General features: G+C 70.8%; 18 protein-coding genes. 8 read left to right on the plus strand and 10 right to left on the minus strand.

The window, feature by feature from the left end:
- Window positions 1-71: 71 nt before the first annotated feature.
- Window positions 72-1,001 (plus strand): 1-phosphofructokinase family hexose kinase, encoded by a 930-nt coding sequence (locus ACZ7M2_RS20315; protein ID WP_352044069.1) that lies wholly within the window; start codon window positions 72-74, stop codon window positions 999-1,001.
- Between the two features lie 18 nt (window positions 1,002-1,019).
- Here the strand turns inward: ACZ7M2_RS20315 and ACZ7M2_RS20320 are convergent, their stop codons facing one another.
- Both ACZ7M2_RS20320 and cdgB read right to left on the minus strand, forming a co-directional pair.
- The gene (locus ACZ7M2_RS20320; protein ID WP_471596411.1) at window positions 1,020-2,006 is read right to left on the minus strand and encodes a carbohydrate-binding protein; all 987 of its coding nucleotides are present in this window, start codon (window positions 2,004-2,006) and stop codon (window positions 1,020-1,022) included.
- A 117-nt stretch (window positions 2,007-2,123) separates the two neighbouring features.
- Window positions 2,124-3,848 carry a diguanylate cyclase CdgB gene (gene cdgB, locus ACZ7M2_RS20325; protein WP_352044067.1) on the minus strand — a complete coding sequence of 575 codons (1,725 nt, stop codon included), beginning with the start codon at window positions 3,846-3,848 and terminating at the stop codon, window positions 2,124-2,126.
- A gap of 429 nt (window positions 3,849-4,277) precedes the next feature.
- Here cdgB and ACZ7M2_RS20330 point away from each other — a divergent pair, with 429 nt between their 5' ends.
- Entirely contained in the window at window positions 4,278-4,787 is a 510-nt protein-coding gene (locus ACZ7M2_RS20330) for a flavin reductase family protein (protein WP_471596412.1), read from the plus strand.
- A gap of 23 nt (window positions 4,788-4,810) precedes the next feature.
- Here ACZ7M2_RS20330 and ACZ7M2_RS20335 read toward each other — a convergent pair whose 3' ends face one another.
- From ACZ7M2_RS20335 to arfB, 3 genes are all read right to left on the minus strand, one after another.
- Window positions 4,811-5,785: a sigma-70 family RNA polymerase sigma factor gene (locus ACZ7M2_RS20335; RefSeq protein ID WP_471596413.1), complete on the minus strand. Its 975-nt coding sequence runs from the start codon at window positions 5,783-5,785 to the stop codon at window positions 4,811-4,813.
- An 84-nt stretch (window positions 5,786-5,869) separates the two neighbouring features.
- Window positions 5,870-6,157 (minus strand): hypothetical protein, encoded by a 288-nt coding sequence (locus ACZ7M2_RS20340; protein ID WP_067371743.1) that lies wholly within the window; start codon window positions 6,155-6,157, stop codon window positions 5,870-5,872.
- A gap of 128 nt (window positions 6,158-6,285) precedes the next feature.
- Entirely contained in the window at window positions 6,286-6,714 is a 429-nt protein-coding gene (gene arfB, locus ACZ7M2_RS20345; RefSeq protein ID WP_054235131.1) for an alternative ribosome rescue aminoacyl-tRNA hydrolase ArfB, read from the minus strand.
- Window positions 6,715-6,918: 204 nt separating this feature from the next.
- Between arfB and ACZ7M2_RS20350 the strand changes: the two genes are divergently transcribed.
- Window positions 6,919-7,494, plus strand: a complete 576-nt coding sequence (locus tag ACZ7M2_RS20350; RefSeq protein WP_054235130.1) for a TerD family protein — start codon at window positions 6,919-6,921, stop codon at window positions 7,492-7,494.
- A gap of 495 nt (window positions 7,495-7,989) precedes the next feature.
- A complete protein-coding gene (locus ACZ7M2_RS20355; protein ID WP_471596414.1) occupies window positions 7,990-8,508 on the plus strand; it encodes a GNAT family N-acetyltransferase in 519 nt (172 codons plus the stop codon).
- 1 nt (window position 8,509) lies between these two features.
- Here ACZ7M2_RS20355 and ACZ7M2_RS20360 read toward each other — a convergent pair whose 3' ends face one another.
- Entirely contained in the window at window positions 8,510-9,925 is a 1,416-nt protein-coding gene (locus tag ACZ7M2_RS20360) for a M1 family metallopeptidase (RefSeq protein WP_471596415.1), read from the minus strand.
- A 58-nt stretch (window positions 9,926-9,983) separates the two neighbouring features.
- Here ACZ7M2_RS20360 and ACZ7M2_RS20365 point away from each other — a divergent pair, with 58 nt between their 5' ends.
- Window positions 9,984-10,484 carry a hypothetical protein gene (locus ACZ7M2_RS20365; RefSeq protein WP_054232473.1) on the plus strand — a complete coding sequence of 167 codons (501 nt, stop codon included), beginning with the start codon at window positions 9,984-9,986 and terminating at the stop codon, window positions 10,482-10,484.
- A 31-nt stretch (window positions 10,485-10,515) separates the two neighbouring features.
- On the opposite strand, the gene ACZ7M2_RS20370 is transcribed toward ACZ7M2_RS20365, so the two are convergent.
- Entirely contained in the window at window positions 10,516-11,217 is a 702-nt protein-coding gene (locus ACZ7M2_RS20370) for a pentapeptide repeat-containing protein (protein ID WP_471596416.1), read from the minus strand.
- Window positions 11,218-11,401: 184 nt separating this feature from the next.
- Between ACZ7M2_RS20370 and ACZ7M2_RS20375 the strand changes: the two genes are divergently transcribed.
- Both ACZ7M2_RS20375 and ACZ7M2_RS20380 read left to right on the plus strand, forming a co-directional pair.
- Window positions 11,402-12,382 (plus strand): zinc-binding dehydrogenase, encoded by a 981-nt coding sequence (locus tag ACZ7M2_RS20375; protein ID WP_471596417.1) that lies wholly within the window; start codon window positions 11,402-11,404, stop codon window positions 12,380-12,382.
- Window positions 12,383-12,439: 57 nt separating this feature from the next.
- A complete protein-coding gene (locus ACZ7M2_RS20380) occupies window positions 12,440-13,948 on the plus strand; it encodes an MFS transporter (RefSeq protein ID WP_471596418.1) in 1,509 nt (502 codons plus the stop codon).
- Here the strand turns inward: ACZ7M2_RS20380 and ACZ7M2_RS20385 are convergent.
- From ACZ7M2_RS20385 to ACZ7M2_RS20395, 3 genes are read right to left on the minus strand one after another with little or no spacing between them, the layout of a single operon-like run.
- A complete protein-coding gene (locus tag ACZ7M2_RS20385) occupies window positions 13,937-14,437 on the minus strand; it encodes a GNAT family N-acetyltransferase (protein ID WP_471596419.1) in 501 nt (166 codons plus the stop codon). The genes ACZ7M2_RS20380 and ACZ7M2_RS20385 overlap by 12 nt on opposite strands.
- A 43-nt stretch (window positions 14,438-14,480) precedes the next feature.
- Window positions 14,481-15,890, minus strand: coding sequence for an NAD(P)/FAD-dependent oxidoreductase (locus tag ACZ7M2_RS20390; protein ID WP_352044059.1), 1,410 nt, complete (start codon window positions 15,888-15,890; stop codon window positions 14,481-14,483).
- 10 nt (window positions 15,891-15,900) lie between these two features.
- On the minus strand, window positions 15,901-16,554 hold the full coding sequence (locus tag ACZ7M2_RS20395) for a rhomboid-like protein (RefSeq protein ID WP_471596420.1): 654 nt from the start codon (window positions 16,552-16,554) through the stop codon (window positions 15,901-15,903).
- Here ACZ7M2_RS20395 and ACZ7M2_RS20400 point away from each other — a divergent pair.
- A complete protein-coding gene (locus ACZ7M2_RS20400; RefSeq protein ID WP_471596421.1) occupies window positions 16,553-17,554 on the plus strand; it encodes an aminoglycoside phosphotransferase family protein in 1,002 nt (333 codons plus the stop codon). The genes ACZ7M2_RS20395 and ACZ7M2_RS20400 overlap by 2 nt on opposite strands.
- Window positions 17,555-17,560 lie beyond the last annotated feature (6 nt).

Genomic DNA, 17,560 nt, shown 5'->3' on the forward strand with positions numbered 1-17,560 from the left:
TGATCGAGCCTCCGGATTCTCCGGAACTCGTCACTGTCGATCAGCGCATTCATCGGGGGAGGTCGGTCCAGGTGATCCTCACGGTCACACCGAACACCGCTCTCGACATCACCTATCGCGTACGGTCCCTGCGCCCGCACACCGCGCACCGGGTGACCGAGGTGACCGAACGCCCCGGCGGCAAGGGCCTGAACGTGGCCCGGGTGCTCGCCGCCCTCGGCCACGAGGTGACGGTCACGGGCTTCGCGGGCGGCGTGACGGGCCGCGCCCTGCGGGACCAACTCGCGGACACACCCGGGGTGGTGGACGCGCTGATCCCGGTCGTGGGGACGACGCGCCGCACGATAGCCGTGGTCGACACGACGACGGGTGACTCGACTCAGCTCAACGAACCGGGACCGGAGATCGCCCCTGCCGAGTGGGCGGCCTTCCAGGAGGCCTACGAGGTGCTGCTGCGCTCCGCGTCGGCGGTGGCCCTGTGCGGCAGCCTGCCGCCGGGGGTGCCGGTGGGCGCGTACGCGGGGCTGATCCGCGCGGCTCGTGCGGCGGCCGTCCCGGTCCTCCTGGACACCAGCGGCGAACCCCTGCGCCGGGGCGTCGCCGCCCGTCCCGACATCGTCAAGCCGAACGCCGACGAGCTGGCCGAACTCACCGGCTCCCATGAGCCGTTGCAGGCGACCCGGGACGCCCGCAGGCGCGGCGCGCATGCCGTCGTGGCCTCACTGGGGGCTCAGGGCCTGTTCGCCCACACCCCGGACGGCCTCTGGCGCGCCACCCCACCGCGCCGTGTCCACGGCAATCCGACCGGCGCGGGTGACTCGGCGGTCGCGGGCCTGCTGTCCGGCCTGGTGGACCACCTTCCCTGGCCCGACCGCCTGGCCCGCGCCGTCGCCCTCGCCACGGCGACCGTACTGGCCCCTGTGGCGGGCGAGTTCGACCGCCAGGCGTACGACACCCTGCTCGACCAGATCACGGTGACGGCGGACGCGACGGCGGCCTGACCGCCGTGGCTCCGGCGACTACGACTTGACCTGGCCTTCCTTCAGCGACAGCTGGTCGAGGAGGACGTTGCAGCTGTCGCCGTCCCCGCAGGAGATGGTGATCGTGTTGGTGCCCTTGGTGAGGGTGGGATACGCGTAGGTCTTCGTCCAGCCCTTCGCGAAGTCACCGTCGGCGGCGTGCGCGAAGTTGTCCATGCGCAGCTTGGAGCCGAAGACCTTGCCGTTGACGGTGAGCGTCATGGATCCGTCGGCACCGGCCGCGCTGTAGCGGGCGAAGAGGGTGTACGCACCATCCTTGGGGATGCCGTTGACGGTCCAGGTGACCTGGGCTCCGGCAGCGTTGAGGCCGGTCACGTACGTGCCGCCGTCGGACTTGGCACCCGCGACGTCCGACGCCGTCGAGACGCCCGTCCCCAGGTTCAGCGCCTTCGCGTCGATCGTCGGAAGCTCACCGGCGGCCGCCGGCTGAGAGGCCGACGCGCTCGGGGAGGCGCTCTCGGAGGCCGCCGGGGTCGAGCCGCCCGCCGTGACCTTGCTGCTGTCGTTCCCGTTGCCGTTCATCATGGCGACGCCGATGCCGATGACGACGGCGGCGACCACGGCGATGGCGCCGATCAGCAGACCCTTGGTGTTCGGTCCGCGGCCACGACCGCCGCCGCCTCCCGACGACTGCCGGCCGGTCGGGGCCCCGCCGGTGACCGTCTCGGGCGCCGCGTAGTGCGCGTTCGGCTGGCCGTAGGCGCCCTGCTGCGGCACCTGGCCGTACGGTGCGGTCGGAGCGGCCTGCTGGCCGTACTGCGCGGTCGGAGCCTGCTGGCCGTAACCGGGCTGCTGCTGTCCGTACTGGCGTTCGCCGACCGCCCGCACCCGGTTGACCGAGCCGGGGTAGCCGTAGCCGCCGCCTCCGCTGGGCGGAGTGGCGCCGTTGGCCTGACCGTCGGCGTACAGATAGCCGAACGGGTCGTCGTCCTCGGGCGTGCTCGCGCCGTTGTTGCCGGGCGTCATCCCTTGGTCTCCTCAACAGGTGCGGTTCAGATGCGGTACATGGATGAATGGCGAGCCTACCCGCTCCCGGGGGGCCAAACGGGTTGGCTTCACCGCATCAACCCACTGACCTGTGACTTATCCGGCACGCCGATGCTGTTTGGGACGAGACCGTTTCTCGACGTACATCCGTTCGTCAGCGGATTTCAAGACCTCGTCCGCCGTCATGCCACAGTGTGCCCACCCGATGCCGAAGCTGGCGCCCACCCGGACGGCCCGGCCGTCCACACGGATCGGCGGGATGATCGCGTTCCGCAGCCGTACGGCGAGGTCAGCGGCGTCGGCCCGGCCGAGCCCGTCGGCGAGCACCACGAACTCGTCGCCGCCGAGCCTGGCCACCGTATCGCCGTCCCGGACACCGTTGGTCAGGCGTCTGGCGACCTCGATGAGCACCGCGTCGCCCGCGTTGTGCCCGAAGCGGTCGTTGATCGACTTGAAGCCGTCGAGGTCGCAGAAGAGCACCGCGAGCCCCTTGGTGCCGTCGTCCGTCTCACCCTCGGGCGCGATGGTGTGCACATGATGGTCGAAGGCTTCGTACGCGTCGAAGCCCTGCCCGAGGTCGAACCCGTGCCCGCTCCCGTTGCCCGCGGCGCCCGCGCCGCCGCCGAGGTGGTTGTCGTAGGAGTTGTGCTCGGCCGCCTGGTCCGCGAACGGACCGTGCCCATATGCCGCGTCCAGCGACTCGACCGTGCCCGGCTGAAGGGCCCCGGGGCGCCGGCAGAGGCGGGAGCCGAGGCGGGAGCGCAGCTCGGCCGAGTTCGGCAGGCCGGTGAGCGAGTCGTGCGAGGCGCGGTGGGCGAGCTGGAGCTCGCGGCGCTTGCGTTCCTCTATGTCCTCGACGTGCGTGAGCAGGAAGCGGGGGCCGTCGGCGGCGTCCGCGACCACGGAGTTGCGCAGCGAGACCCAGACATAGGTGCCGTCGCGGCGGCCGAGTCTGAGCTCGGCGCGCCCGCCCTCGGCGGACGTCCGGAGCAGGGTGCCGATGTCCTCGGGGTGCACGAGGTCGGAGAAGGAGTAGCGGCGCATCGCGGAGGCGGGCCGGCCCAGGAGGCGGCACAGGGCGTCGTTGGTGCGCAGGATGCGGCCGTGCTGGTCGCCGCCCATCTCGGCGATGGCCATGCCCGAGGGGGCGTACTCGAAGGCCTGCCGGAAGCTCTCCTCGCTGGCGCGCAGGGCCTGCTGCTCCCGCTCGAGGCGGACCAGGGCGCGCTGCATATTGGCTCGTAGACGCGCGTTGCTGATGGCGATGGCGGCCTGGAAGGCGTACATCTGGAGCGCCTCGCGTCCCCACGCGCCGGGGCGCCGCCCATTGCGCGGCCGGTCCACGGACAGGACGCCGATCAGCTCACCGCAGCTGGCGCCGGAGATTCCCGGGGTGTACATGGGCGCGAAGAGGCGGTCGGAGGGGTGCCACTCGTCCTCGAAGCGCGGCGCGGGCCCGTCGGTGTACCACTGCGGTACGTCGTCGTCGTCGAGGACCCAGCCCTCGGTGTGCGGAATGAAGCGCAGATCACCCCAGGCCTCGCCCATGTTCAGCCGGCGGTCCCAGGAGGCGCGGGAGCCGACCCGGCCGGTGATCAACGCTTCGGCGGCGGAGTTGCCGGCGAGCGCGGCGACCACGAGGTCGCCGTCGGGGCGTACGAGATTGACACACGCCAGCTCGTAGCCGAGGCCCGTGACCACGCCGTCGGCGACGGTCTGCAGCGTGTCCGCCAGGCTCCGCGCGGTGTTCATGTCCGCCATCACCTGATGGAGCTGCCGCAGGGTCGCAAGACGGACATAGGGCTCCGACTCGGTCTCCATTCGCCCTCCCCTCGAGACCTCGCAGCAACTCCAGGGTTGTCTTCGGCGTACCTGGTTCTCTTACGGTTCTCTCGCGTACTACTTGGTAGCTTCGTGCATAGCTTCCACGCCACTGAATCACAGCGCGCTGCCCACTCGGTACACAGGGTCAACAAAATATGGCTCCTGTGACTCAAGTCACAGCGGAAGATGAGCAATTGAGTGGGGTTTCTGTATTTCCCCGTGTGTTTACTGAACGCTTATTTGGACGCTGTGTAGACACTGTGCGCAGTTGTGTCCGTCCCGAGACCTAGACCCGGCTTAGGACCAGACTTAGGACCCGGCTCGGACCGAGGTCCGATGTGGCTCCCCGGGGTCGGAGACTAGCGTTTCGGCGTGCTGAACACTCCCTCTGCCGCTCCACTCACCCCCTCCGTGCATGCTGAGGGGGTGAGCAACGACGAGTTCCGTGCCGCCATGACCCGGCTGGCCGCGGGTGTGGTCCTGGTGGCCGCACACGAGCCCGCGCTGGACCCGGAAGGCCCCGGCGGCGAGGACGTCGGCATGACGGCGACGGCCTTCCTGTCCGTCTCCCTGGACCCGCCACTGGTCATGGTCAGCCTGCGCGAGGGCTCCCGCATGGACGACCTGCTCGACGAACAGCCCCTGTGGGCCGTCTCCGTGCTCTCCGAGAGCCAGCGCCACATCGCGGGCCGCTTCGCCATGAAGGGCCGCATCAGCGACCGCCTGCTCTTCGAGGACATCCCGTACGTCCGTGGCGAGGCGTCCGGGGCACTCCTGGTCGGCGGCGCCCTGGCGACCCTGGAGTGCCGCACCGAGCAGCGGGTCGCCGCCGGTGACCACACCCTCGTCATCGGGCGGGTACTGACCGCGTCGGTACCGAGCGGGGACGGCGGACCGCTGCTGTACTTCAAGGGGCGCTACCGGCAGTTGGGCTGACGCCCTTTCTTCGAGGGCCGGGGCTACCGGTCGAGGACGGTGACGTCCAGCCCGGCCAGCCGCTCCGGGTCGTTGAGGATGTCGATGACGGCGATCCTGCCCTGCACGACCGTGAAGGCGAGGACACCGACGGGGCGTCCCTCCACGACCACGACCACACCCGCCGCGCCGTTGACGAGCGCGGGCCGCGCGATCCGGGCCAGGTGCGCGTACCCGCTCGCTCCCGAGGCCACGGCGAGGGCACCGGCCGTCACTCCGCCCTCGCTCCGCGCCACCACGTCCGGGTCGAGCACGGCGACGAGCGCGTCGAAGTCGCCCTCCCGCGCCGCCGCGAGGAACGCGTCCACGACCGCCCGCTGCCGCGCCAGGTCGGGATCGGGCACGGGCGCCCCGCCCTGGACCCTGCGCCGGGCCCGGCTGGCGAGCTGACGGGACGCCGCCGACGTACGGCCCACGAGGGGCGCTATCTCCTCGAAGGGCACCGCGAACAGGTCGTGCAGCACGAAGGCGAGCCGTTCGGCGGGCGTCAGCGTCTCCAGTACGACCAACAGGGCGAGGCCCACCGAGTCGGCGAGCAGCACCTCCTGTTCGGGGTCGATGCCCGAGACGGGGCTGAGCACCGGCTCCGGCATCCGGACACCGGGCCCCTCCGCCAGGGGGCCGAGCGGCTCCTCACCGCGACTTCGGCGGGAGCGCAGCATGTCGAGACAGACCCGGCCGACGACGGTCGTCAGCCAGCCGCCGAGGTTGTCGACCCGGTCGGCGTCGACGCGGCTGAGCTTGAGCCAGGCCTCCTGGACGGCGTCGTCGGCCTCCGAGAGGGAGCCGAGCATGCGATAGGCGACAGCGCGGAGGTGACCGCGGTGGGATTCGAATCGCGCGGCGAGAAATTCGTTCGCGTTCGCGCCGTCCTTCGCGTTGTCGGCCTTCTTCGCGTTCGCGTTCTTCGCATTCTTGTCGTCATTCCCGTTCTCTCCGGGAAATTCGCTGTCGCTCATACGTCACATCTCCTGGTCGCCGCCGCGGTCCGGCACGGACGTGCCCGTCATCGCATTGACGTACCGCGGCCTGCTGATGTGACGTCACGTCTCCGGGACGGCGCTCAGTCGCAGTCGGCTGCCGTCCCCGGAGCGCTCCACTTCGACCTCGTTCACGGAATCGTCCGCGAAGCGGAGGGTGAAGTACGGACTGGCCTCGATCAGGAACTGCATGTCCTCACGCGCACCACTGTCCAGCGGCGCGGAGACGACGGCGTCCCACGCACGGGCGTCGGGCACGGCGGCCTGCCGCAACCGGACGGGGATCCGCGCCAGGCAGGTCGATCGATTGGCCCACCACTCGAGGTGCGCCCTGTCCTCGTATCCGTCCATTCCATGAGATTAGCGACAACTCGGCACAAAGGCCTGTCACCTCAGACCCGCGCAGTGGCCGACACGCCCACGGAAGACACGCGGGTGCCGTGGGTGCCGCGGGGTGCCGCGGGGTGCCGCGGGTGCTGCTAACCCCAGTCGCGTCCGGAGCGGCCCCGCTTGGTGTCGGAGCGCTGCTTCTTCTCGCGCAGCCGCCGCTCGTTGATCCCCCGGGGGATGCGAGTGGCCCGGCGGGGCTTGGGCGGTGGCGCGGTGGCCTCGGCGAGCAGAGAGGCGAGCCGCACGGCCGCGGTCTCCCGGTTGCGCCACTGCGACCGGTGCTCGGACGCGCGGACGCCGATGACGCCGTCGACGAGCCGCCCGGCGAGCTTGGCGAGGGCGCGCTCCTTCCAGACCGGGGGCAGCGCCTCGGTCTTCGCAAGGTCGAACCTCAGCTCGACCTGCGAGTCACTGGTGTTGACGTGCTGTCCGCCGGGCCCGCTGGAGCGCGAGAAACGCCACAGGAGCTCGGCCTCGGGGAGGGAGACGGAGCCGCGGATGACGTAAGGACCAGGCATGGGTCCATGGTCGCGTGGATGTCCGGTCCACGTCACCCCGTTTTCGCCGCCGCGTGTCCGCCAAGAGGGTAAAGAAAGTAAAGAGGGCAGGAACCTTCGACACCCCTCTTGGCGTTCTTAGTGGTAGCTGTAGCTTCGTGCCCGTACGAAGCCCATACGTACGGGCACAGCGCACGTACGCAACGAGGGAAGGGACTCCCAACAATGGCTGTAAGCCTGTCCAAGGGTGGCAACGTCTCGCTCACCAAGGAGGCTCCGGGCCTGACCGCCGTCACCGTGGGCCTCGGCTGGGACGTCCGCACCACCACGGGCACCGACTTCGACCTCGACGCCTCGGCCATCGCGGTCAACACCCAGGGCAAGGTCTACTCCGACGGTCACTTCGTCTTCTTCAACAACAAGCAGACCCCGGACCAGACCATCGTCCACACCGGCGACAACCGCACGGGCGAGGGCGCGGGCGACGACGAGGCGATCAACGTCAACCTGGCGGGCCTCCCCGCCGACGTCGACAAGATCGTCTTCCCGGTCTCCATCTACGACGCGGAGAACCGCTCGCAGAACTTCGGCCAGGTCCGCAACGCCTACATCCGCATCATCAACCAGGCCGGCGGCGCCGAGATCGCTCGCTACGACCTGAGCGAGGACGCCGCCACCGAGACCGCCATGGTCTTCGGCGAGCTGTACCGCAACGGCGCGGAGTGGAAGTTCCGCGCGGTCGGCCAGGGCTACGCCTCGGGCCTCGTGGGCATCGCCCAGGACTTCGGCGTCAACGTCTGATCCGTACAAGGCGGTTGAAGGAGCCCCTGACCCGGGACACCGGGCCAGGGGCTCCTCGCGTTCCCACCGCCCGCGCCCCGCTCCCTGTCCGCATAGGAAGCCACCTCGGCGGCCCTGGTCGAAGCGGGCGCGGACAAGCCCGCCGCACGCTTCGCCAACCGCCCCTTCGCCGAGTACCGGGCCATGGACCCGGAGGGCAACTGGTTCGACCTCTCCGCGCACGGCTTCGGCGTCCCCCGTCCCCCGTCCACCGTTGACGAGACCTGACCGTCCCCGCTCGTCCCCACGTGCCCGACCACCACCGGGCACGGAACCGAGCGACCGGCCTGCACCCCGTGACCACGGGACCGATTGGCCAAGCGGGTCGGGCGAAGTCCGCTGCGGTTCGGCGGCGCCCTGAAGGGGCGCGGGGAACTGCGCGACCGGCCACGATGGAGCCGCAGACGATCGACGGCACCTCCCCGCACTTCCAGCGGAGCGCTTAGCCTGCACCGGGTGATTCTCGAAGCGCTCGTGCCCGGCCACGACATCCCCGTCGCCGTCCTCACCGAACTCACTTCCCTCTACGCCTCCCAGCACGAGTTCTTCTCCCTCAGCGGGGACTTCCCCGACGCCCACGACATCCGGCCGGAGCAGGTCGCGGCGACGCTCACCGAGGAGATGGCACATCCGGGGGCCGAGGTGCTGCTCGCACGAAGCGCGGGGCGACTCGTCGGGGTCGCGATCACCCTCGCGCACCACCCCGACCCCACCGATCCGGATCCGTGGATCGGACTGCTGATCGTGGACGCGCGGGAGCGGCGGAAGGGGTACGGGCGTCAGCTCGCGGCGCTCGTCGAGGAGCGGTTCCGCCGCACCGGCCGGGACGCCACCCGCCTCGCCGTCCTCGACAACAACTCCCAAGGCCTCGCCTTCTGGACCACCCTCGGCTACGAGACGATCGGTCACCGCAAGGACCGCCGGCTGGGTCGCCCCTGCGCGGTACTGCGCAAAGCGCTGAACGGAAGGACCTGAGTCACGCCCGGGGCGGCTTGCCCTCCCCGTACAGCCAGTCCTTCCAGATGCCGCTGAAGTCCTTGTCCGGGGCCTTCTTCTCGACGTAGGCCGTGAAGTCGGCCGTGGACGCGTTGCCGTGGCGGTGGGTGGCGGCCCAGCCCTGGATGATGTCGTAGAACGTGTCGTCGCCGACGGTCCGGCGGATCTTGTGCAGGACCATCGCGCCGCGCTCGTAGACGGGCGCGTCGGAGATGTGGGCCGCGCTGGAGGGCTTGGCGGGCGGGAAGGCCCAGATCGCCTTGTTCTTCTCGGGGGTGTCGTAGTAGTCGCCCCGGTAGAGGGAGTTGAAGATCTCGTCGGCGGTCTCGCCGTCGTGGTCCTCCTGGTACAGCCACTCCGCGTACGTGGCGAAGCCCTCGTTGAGCCACATGTCCTGCCAGGACTTGGGCGTGACGGAGTCGCCGTACCACTGGTGGGCCAGTTCGTGGACGAGGGTGCCGGTGTCCGGGGCACCGGGGAAGACGGGGCGGGTCTGGGTCTCCAGGGCGTAGCCCGCGTCGTCGCCGCCGTCCACGATCGCGCCCGTCGAGGAGAAGGGGTACGGGCCGAAGTTGTACGCCTCCCAGTCCATGATCTCGGGGATCTCGGACAGCACCTTCTTCGCGGCCGCGGTCTGCGTCGGGTCCACCGCCACGTACACGGGCAGGCCGTTCTTCGTCGTCGAGCGCGTGATGACGTACCGGCCGATCGCGACCGTGGCGACATAGCTCGCCATCGGTTCGGCGGTGTGCCAGGTGAAGGTTCTGCGGCCGTCGGCCGCCGTCGTCTCGCTCGTCAACTCTCCGTTGGAGACCGCCTGCAGGTCCTTCGGGACGGTGACGGCTATGTCGTACGTCGCCTTGTCGGACGGGTGGTGGTTGCCGGGGAACCACGCCATCGAGCCGGTGGGTTCACCGAGGGCGAGAGCGCCGTCGGCGGTGGGCAGCCAGCCCTCCTGCGAGCCGTCCGTGTCGGTGAGCGTCTCGGGGGTGCCCGAGTAGCGGACCGTCGCGCGAAACGTCTCGCCCTTGTCGAGATCGTCGTGCGGGCGCACGGTCAGCTCCTGGCCCGCCCGGTTCCAGCGCGCCTCCTTGCCCTCGACGGTGACGGCGGCGACGTCCAGACCCTTCAGGTCCAGGTCGAAGGCGCTGAGGTTCTGGGTGGCCCGGGCGGTGATCTCGGCGATGCCGTCGAGATGGTGCGCCTTGGGGTCGTAGGAGAGGGTCAGGGCGTAGTGCGTGACGTCGTAGCCACCGTTGCCCAGCTTCGGGAAGTACGGATCCCGGACTCCGGTGGCACCGGGCTTGCCGTGCACACCACCGCCGCCGCACGCCGTGAGGGTGAGCGCGAGAGCGAGGGCCGGAGCAAAGCGGCCGGCGACGGAAGATCGGGGCACACCAGCGATCCTACGAGGCCCCGGCAACCCCACCCGGGCCCATGACACCATCACCTACGTGCTCGACATCGGCTACGCCCTCTCCAACCGCTTCCCCGACCCCCCGCAGACCGACTACCGCCGCGCGGACGTCCACGCGCTGCGGCACGACCTGTTCTGCGGTGACGTCTATCTCGCCGACACCAAGGCGGACCGGGAGCTGTCCACGGCCTGGGGATGGGTACCGGTGCTCGACTTCGCGTGGGCCCTGTGCGACATCGTGGAGCAGCTCGACCGGGACCCGCGCGGCAGCCGGGCCTCGCGCCCCCAGCACGCGGAGCTCGACTTCACCGAGTCGACGGACCGCATGCTCTTCGAGCGGCGCTTCGGCTGGGTGGACATCGAGGCCGACTGGATGCCGCGCGACGAGGAGCCGCTGACCTTCTCCCACTCCGCACTGCGCCGCGAGGCCCGCGACTTCCTGCACGACCTGATCGCCGACCTCACGGACCTGCACGACGACCTCGCCGAGAACCCGGCGATCTGGACCCTCCAGGCCCGCTTCCCCCGAGTGGGCTGAGACCCCCGTACCCCCACTCGGCCCCGGCTCATCACGCTCCTGGTCCCGGCCCCCCGTCCACCCGCACCCCCAGCGCCGCGGCGAACACGGGCGCCAGGTCGAGCAACTGGCTCGGGCTGATCACCGCCCCCGCCAGCCGGTCCACGCCCCGCGCGATGTCCAGCTCCGCCGCGTGGCGCAGGTCCACGTCCGTCAGGGTGGCCGCGGTGAGGTCCGCCCCCTTCAGGACGCAGTCCACGAACTCCACGCGCTCCAGCCTGGCGGCCCCGAAATCCGGCTCGACCAGCACGCATCCCTCGAAGACGACGTCCTTGAGCCGGGCCTTGCGCAGGTTCAGATAGTCGATCTTGCCGCCGCGGATCAGGACCCGCTCCAGCACCGCCCCGTGCAGCTGCACCCCGCCCAGGCGGGCGTCCACCAACTCGACGTCGCGCCAGGTCGACTCGGCGAGATCGGTGCCCACGCCCCGTATGCCCGTCAGGACCGAGTCCAGCAGCCGCGCGTGGTGCAGTCGCGTCTCGTCCAGCGCGCACCCCGTCAGGGCGCAGTCCATGAAGGTCGCTCCTCCGCCGTCCTGCCCGACGAAGTCCGCCTCCCGGAACTCCAGCCCGTCATAGTCCCCGTCCGGCTCCAGCTCGGAGCCGTCGTGGGGTTCCAGTGACGGCAGCCGCACCTCCGGCCGCCGCGCCCCCTGGCCCCGCCCACTCGCCCTGCCCGCCGCTTTTCGCACCATGCCCCCCATCGTGCACTCCGCCACTGACAACGCCCCCGACCCGTGCCTGCGGCCACGCACACCCCGCACCCGCGCCTTGACCTCAAGCGCGCTTGAGGCTGAACGCTGAGCCGCACCGCACCGAGCGCTCCAGCACGTACCGAGCGCTCCAGCCCGCCTCAGCACGTCAGCGAGGGAGACCGTCATGCACGCCGTCCGCCTGCACACCTTCGGCCCGGCCGAGAACCTCACCTACGAGAAGACCGAGGATCCCGAACCGGGCCCGGGGCAGGTCCGTATCGCCGTGGCCGCGGCCGGTGTCCACCTCCTGGACGCCGCCCTGCGCGCGGGTGCCCGGGGCCCGGCACCGGCCCCCACCCCGCTGCCCACGATCCCCGGCCGTGAGGTCGCCGGCACCGTCGAGTCCCTCGGCGCGGGCGTCGAAGGCCACTGGCTCGGCAGACGCGTCGTCGCCCACCTCGGGTTCGTCCCCGGGGGCTACGCCGAACTGGCCGTCACCGACGCGGACCGCCTGCACGCGATCCCGGAGAACCTGGACTTCGCCCAGGCCGTCGCCATGATCGGCACGGGCCGCACGACGACGGGGATCCTCCAGTTCGCCGAGCTGGGTCCCGGCTCCGTGGCCCTGATCCCCGCCGCCGCGGGCGGCATCGGCACCCTGCTCGTGCAGTACGCCCGGCACATGGGTGCCACCGTGATCGGTCTCGCGGGCGGCCCGGAGAAGGTGGCCCGCGTCCACGAGAACGGCGCCGACCTGGCCGTCGACTACAAGGACGGCGGCTGGCCGGACCGGGTCCGCGCCCATCTGGACGGGAAGCCGGTCACCGTCGTCTTCGACGGCGTCGGCGGTGATGTCGCCCGCGCCGCCGTCGGCCTCCTCGGCCCCGGCGGGAAGCACCTCGTCTTCGGCTGGTCCGGCGAGGGCATCCAGAGCGGCGGGCCACTGCTCGTGGAGGGGGTGTCCGAGCAGGTCCTCGGCCCCGTGATGCTGCGCGCGGCGGGCGGTCCCGACCCCGTCCGCACGCTGGAGCTGAGGGCTCTCGCCGAAGCCGGCGCGGGTCGCCTCACCCCGGCCGTGACCCGTTTCCCGCTGGCCGCGGCGGCCGGGGCCCACCGGGCCCTGGAGACCCGCGCCACCCTTGGAAAGGTGGTCCTGGAGCCGTGACCAGGATCAACCGTCCGGAAAGATGCGATACATACCAATTCATGGTCTTCTGGGCAAGTGAGCGCCACCCGATCAGGTGAACGCGGCACCCCTGGAATCTCCGAAGGCGCCGACTCCCGCCGCTGGTGGGGCCTGGTGATCATCGCCCTCGCGCAGCTGATGGTCGTCCTCGACGCGACCATAGTGAACATCGCGCTTCCCTCCGCACAGCGCGCCCTGGGCATGTCCGACGGCAACCGCCAGTGGGTCATCACCGCGTACACGTTGGCCTTCGGTGGTCTCCTGCTGCTCGGCGGCCGGATCGCGGACCTCGTCGGCCGCAGACGCACCTTCGTCGTCGGCCTCATCGGCTTCGCGGCCGCCTCCGCGATCGGCGGCGCGGCGGTCAACTCCGCCATGCTCTACGGCGCCCGCGCTCTCCAAGGCGCCTTCGCCGCCGTCCTGGCCCCCTCCGCGCTCAGCCTGCTGACCACCACCTTCACCCAGCCGAAGGAGCGCGGAAAGGCCTTCGGTGTCTACAGCGCGCTCGCGGGCAGCGGCTCGGCGATCGGACTCATCATGGGCGGGCTGCTGACCCAGTACCTGAACTGGCGCTGGTGCCTGTACGTGAACATCCCCATAGCCGTCGTCGGCGTCTTCGGCGCGTTCGCGCTGCTGCCCGACCCCCCGGGCAACACCCGCGCCCGGCTCGACATCCCCGGTGTGCTGCTCGGCTGCGGCGGACTGGTCACGATCGTCTACGGAGTCAGCGAGGCGGAGGCGCGCGGCTGGACGGACCCGCTGGTGCTGGCCTTCCTCGCAGGCGGAATCGTCCTGCTGACCGCGTTCGTGTACTGGCAGACGAGGGCCCCGAGCCCGCTGCTCCCGCTCCACATCATCAAGGACCGCACGCGCGCGGGCTGCTTCCTGACCATGGCCCTCGCCGTCATCGGCATGTTCGGCATTTTCCTGTTCATGACCTACTACCTGCAGGTCGTCCTCGGATACTCGCCCGTGTGGGCGGGCCTGGCCTTCCTGCCCATGACGGCCGCGATCGTCATCTGTACGACGCAGATCTCGGCGCGGCTGCTGCGCCGCGTGGCACCGCGCGTGCTGATGGTCCCCGGAGCGCTCCTCGCGGCCTCCGGGATGCTGTTCTTCACCCACCTCACGGTCGACGCCGACTACGCGGGCCGGCTGCTGCCCGGTCTGATCCTGATGGGCCTCGGCATGGGACTGATCTTCATGCCGGTCTTCGCCACCGCCACCGCCGGGGTCGCCCCGCAGGACTCCGGCGTGACCTCCGCGACCGTCAACACCTCACAGCAGGTGGGTGGTTCGATCGGTACGGCCCTGCTGAACACCATCGCCACCACCAGCGGCGCGGTGTACATCGCCGCGCACCTCACCAGCCCCGCCCGGAAGGCCCTGATCGTCCGCGAGGGCGTCGTGCACGGCTACACGGTCGCCATCTGGTGGGCCGCCGGAATCATGCTCCTGGCCGGTCTGGTCGCGGGCCTCATGGTCACCGCGAGGACCCCCAGACACGCGACCGCACCGGCCCCCGTGCCCGAGTCAGTCCCCTGAACCCGTCTTCCCCAGCTCCCGCAGCGCCCCGTCCGTCAGCCGGTACACCGTCCACTCGTCCTGCGGACGCGCACCCAACGCCTCGTAGAACGCGATGGAAGGCCGGTTCCAGTTCAGGACCGACCACTCCAGACGCTCGTACCCGCGTTCGACGCAGATCCGTGCCAGCTCGGTGAGCAGCGCCTTCCCGTGCCCGCCGCCCCGCGCCCCCGGCCGGACGTACAGGTCCTCCAGGTAGATCCCGTGCACCCCGCGCCAGGTCGAGAAGTTCAGGAACCACAGCGCGAAGCCGACCGGTTCCCCCGCCGCCTCCGCGACGTGCGCGAACGCCGCCGGCCGCTCCCCGAACAGCGCCTCGTGCAGCTGCTCCCGGGAGGCCTTCGCCTCGTCCGGCGCCTTCTCGTACTCGGCGAGTTCACGGACCATCGCGTGGATGACGGGGATGTCGTCGGGGGTCGCGGTGCGAATCATGGGCGCAGTTTCACACACACGTGAAGCACCCCTCGCAGGGGGACAGAGGTCCGCTCGGTGGTCAGTGCCGGCCCGCGACGCGGTCCGCCATGCGTGCGAGCCGCGACGACTGCGCACTGTGTGTGGTGAGTTCGCGGCGGTCGGCCGTGCGGTAGGTGGCGTACATGCCCTGCACGCCCAGCCAGCGAAACGGCTCCGGCTCCCATTTGCGGACCTTGTGGTCGACCCACGGGAGGGTGGTCAGGTCGGTCGGGCCCGCCTGGCCCGAGTCCTGCTGGATCAGGTCCCGCAGGGTGCGCGCGGCGAGGTTCGTCGTCGCGACGCCGGATCCGACGTAGCCGCCCGCCCAGCCGAGGCCGGTGGCGCGGTCCAGGGTGACGGTGGCGCACCAGTCGCGGGGGACGCCCAGGACGCCCGACCAGGCGTGCGCCACCCGTACGCCGGCCAGGGAGGGGAAGAAGCGGACCAGGATCTCGTGGAGGGCGTCGATGGTCGCCTGCTGGGTGCGGCCGTCGTTGTCGGTGCGCGAGCCGAAGCGGTAGGGGACGCCCCGGCCGCCGAGCGCGATGCGGTCGTCGGCGGTGCGCTGGGCGTACATGTAGGCGTGCGCCATGTCGCCGAGCGTCTCGCGACCCTCCCAGCCGATCGTCGCCCACTGCTCCGGGGTCAGCCGCTCGGTCGCGATCATGGAGGAGTTCATGGGCAGCCAGGTGCGCCTCTGGCCCTTCAGGGAGGCCGTGAAGCCCTCCGTGCAGCGCAGGACGTAGGGGGCGCGCACAGTGCCGTACGGCGTGACCGCGTGCTTCGGGCGGATCTCCGTGACCGGCGTCTTCTCGTGGATCGTGACGCCGAGTGCCTCGGCGGCCGCCGCCAGCCCCTTGATGAGCTTCACCGGGTGCAGACGCGCCCCGTGCGGGGTCCAGGCCGAGCCGACCGCGTCCGCGACCCGGACGCGCTCGACGGTCTCCCGGGCGCCGTAGAGCTCGCGGTCCTTCTCACCGTAGGAGAGCTCGTGCTCGTGGAAGGCCTTCAGGCGGGCCAGCTGGGCGGGCGTGTAGGCCACTTCCAGGACGCCGCCCTGGTGGACGTCCGCCTCGATGCCCTCTTCGGCGGTGACCCGGACGACCTCGTCGACCGTCTCGTTCATCGCCTTCTGGAGACGGACCGCCGCCTCGTGGCCGTGCAGCTTGGCGTACCGATCGCGGCCCGCGATGCCGTTGTAGAGCCAGCCGCCGTTGCGCCCGGAGGCGCCGTAGCCGCAGAACTTCTGCTCCAGGACGGTGACACGCAGGAAGGGGGCCGCCTTCTTGAGGTAGTACGCGGTCCACAGGCCCGTGTAGCCGCCGCCGACGATCACGACGTCGGCGGTCGCGTCGCCCGGCAGGGGCTCGCGGGGCTCGGGCAGACCGTCGTCCGCGTACCAGAAGGAGATGCCGCCGTTGGTCGTGCCGCTTCCTGTGCTGCTGCTCATGGGCGGGACGTTAACCCCTGAGGGTGGCCAGTGTCTCCTTCGGATTCCATGCTTTTCCGCGGCCTCTGACCAGCGGATAGCAGCAGAGACCTATCAGGATCGATATGAAATGCCCGAAATCGGTGAAGGTGCGGCCGGTGATCAGCGGCAGGCCGTAGACCGCGAGGATGACCGCCAGATAGAGGTACCGCCACGGCACCGCGACGCGGTACGTGAGGACCCCTATGACGCCCGCCAGCGCGTAGCTCACCCCGATGTCCAGGGTGTCGACCGCCGAGTGCGGCGCCGCCCCGCGCCGGATCGCACCCAGCAGTGCTCCCTCGCTGATCAGCGTAGCCAGGACGTGCGCGGCCACCGCGACCGCCAGCCAGCGCAGGGTGCCCAGCCAGCGCTCCGCCTGGGCGTGGAAAACGGTGAACAGGGCGACGTACGGCAGCCACAGACCGCCGTCGATCCACATCGCACTGGTGATCAGCACCCGTACGGGGTTGTCCGACAGCTCGTGGATGTTCGTGGACCGCTGGCGCAGGAAGTCCTCTTCGAAATCCGGAGTCATGTGGTGCAGAGCCACTGTGGTGACGAAGAGGACCGCCAGCCACACATAGGTGCCGGGGGCACTGCGTAGGTAGTTTTTGGCGCGGTGCAGGGCCCCGTCAATGCTCATGAGCCGCCTCACCGCCGCACGTAGGCTCGGCTCCGTGATCGACGTTCCGGCGGGTCTGGCCGCCTCGCAGGCCACCTACAACGGAGCGGCGGGGCGCGCCTTCGTCGCCGGGCTGCCCGAGCGGGCCGCGCACTTCCTGGAGCGCTGGGAGCTGCGCCTCGACGGCCCCTCCATGCACGGTGTCACGGCACTGGTCCTGCCGGTACTGCGGGCCGACGGCACCCCCGCCGTGCTCAAGCTCCAGCTCCTGGACAAGGAGAGCGCGGGTGAGCCGGCCGCCCTGCGTGTCTGGGACGGTGGCGCGGCCGTACGCCTCCTCGCGCACGACGAGGCCACCTGCACCCTGCTGCTCGAACGGCTCGACCACACCCGCATGTTGACGCATCTCCCCGACACACGCGAGGCCGCCCTGGTCGTCGCGCAGCTGCTGGCCCGGCTGACGGCCGTGCCGGCGCCTCAGGGGATGCGGCGGCTCGGTGACATCGCGGAGGCCATGCTGGAGCGGGTGCCGGGGGCCCTGAGACTGATCGCGGACCCGGCCGGGCGTCGTCTCGTCGAGGACTGCGCGGCGGCGGTGCGCGAGGTGGCGACCGAGCCGGGTGACCGTCTCCTCCACTGGGACCTCCATTACGACAACGTCCTCCAGGACCTCCGGGGCCTCCAGGACCCCGACGGTCTCCAGGACCCCGACGCTCTCCGGGACGGGGGCGCCCGCTCCGTCGGCCGCGGGCCCTGGGTCGCCATTGACCCCAAGCCGCTCGCGGGCGACCCCGGCTTCGACCTCTGCCCGGCGCTCGGCAACCGCTTCGAGCCCGCCGAGATCCGCTGGCGCTTCGACGCGATGACCGACGTCATGGGCCTGGATCGCGAGCGGGCCCGTGCCTGGACCCTCGGTCGTGTCCTACAGAACACTCTGTGGGAAATCGAGGGCGGCCGCCCGCTGGAGGCGGTCCAGCTGGAGATCGCGCGTCGGCTGCGGGGCACCCCGCGCGGAGCCTAGGAGGTC

Source organism: Streptomyces sp. NPDC111507 (genome assembly GCF_055638955.1).

Excerpts from the sequence above, each read along its gene's own strand:
- ACZ7M2_RS20320 (WP_471596411.1), bottom strand. The coding sequence starts at position 2,006 with ATGACGCCCGGCAACAACGGCGCGAGCACGCCCGAGGACGACGACCCG.
- cdgB (WP_352044067.1), bottom strand. The coding sequence starts at position 3,848 with ATGGAGACCGAGTCGGAGCCCTATGTCCGTCTTGCGACCCTGCGGCAG.
- ACZ7M2_RS20335 (WP_471596413.1), bottom strand. The coding sequence starts at position 5,785 with ATGAGCGACAGCGAATTTCCCGGAGAGAACGGGAATGACGACAAGAAT.
- ACZ7M2_RS20340 (WP_067371743.1), bottom strand. The coding sequence starts at position 6,157 with ATGGACGGATACGAGGACAGGGCGCACCTCGAGTGGTGGGCCAATCGA.
- arfB (WP_054235131.1), bottom strand. The coding sequence starts at position 6,714 with ATGCCTGGTCCTTACGTCATCCGCGGCTCCGTCTCCCTCCCCGAGGCC.
- ACZ7M2_RS20350 (WP_054235130.1), top strand. The coding sequence starts at position 6,919 with ATGGCTGTAAGCCTGTCCAAGGGTGGCAACGTCTCGCTCACCAAGGAG.
- ACZ7M2_RS20370 (WP_471596416.1), bottom strand. The coding sequence starts at position 11,217 with ATGGTGCGAAAAGCGGCGGGCAGGGCGAGTGGGCGGGGCCAGGGGGCG.
- ACZ7M2_RS20375 (WP_471596417.1), top strand. The coding sequence starts at position 11,402 with ATGCACGCCGTCCGCCTGCACACCTTCGGCCCGGCCGAGAACCTCACC.
- ACZ7M2_RS20390 (WP_352044059.1), bottom strand. The coding sequence starts at position 15,890 with ATGAGCAGCAGCACAGGAAGCGGCACGACCAACGGCGGCATCTCCTTC.
- ACZ7M2_RS20400 (WP_471596421.1), top strand. The coding sequence starts at position 16,553 with ATGAGCCGCCTCACCGCCGCACGTAGGCTCGGCTCCGTGATCGACGTT.
- ACZ7M2_RS20395 (WP_471596420.1), bottom strand. The coding sequence starts at position 16,554 with ATGAGCATTGACGGGGCCCTGCACCGCGCCAAAAACTACCTACGCAGT.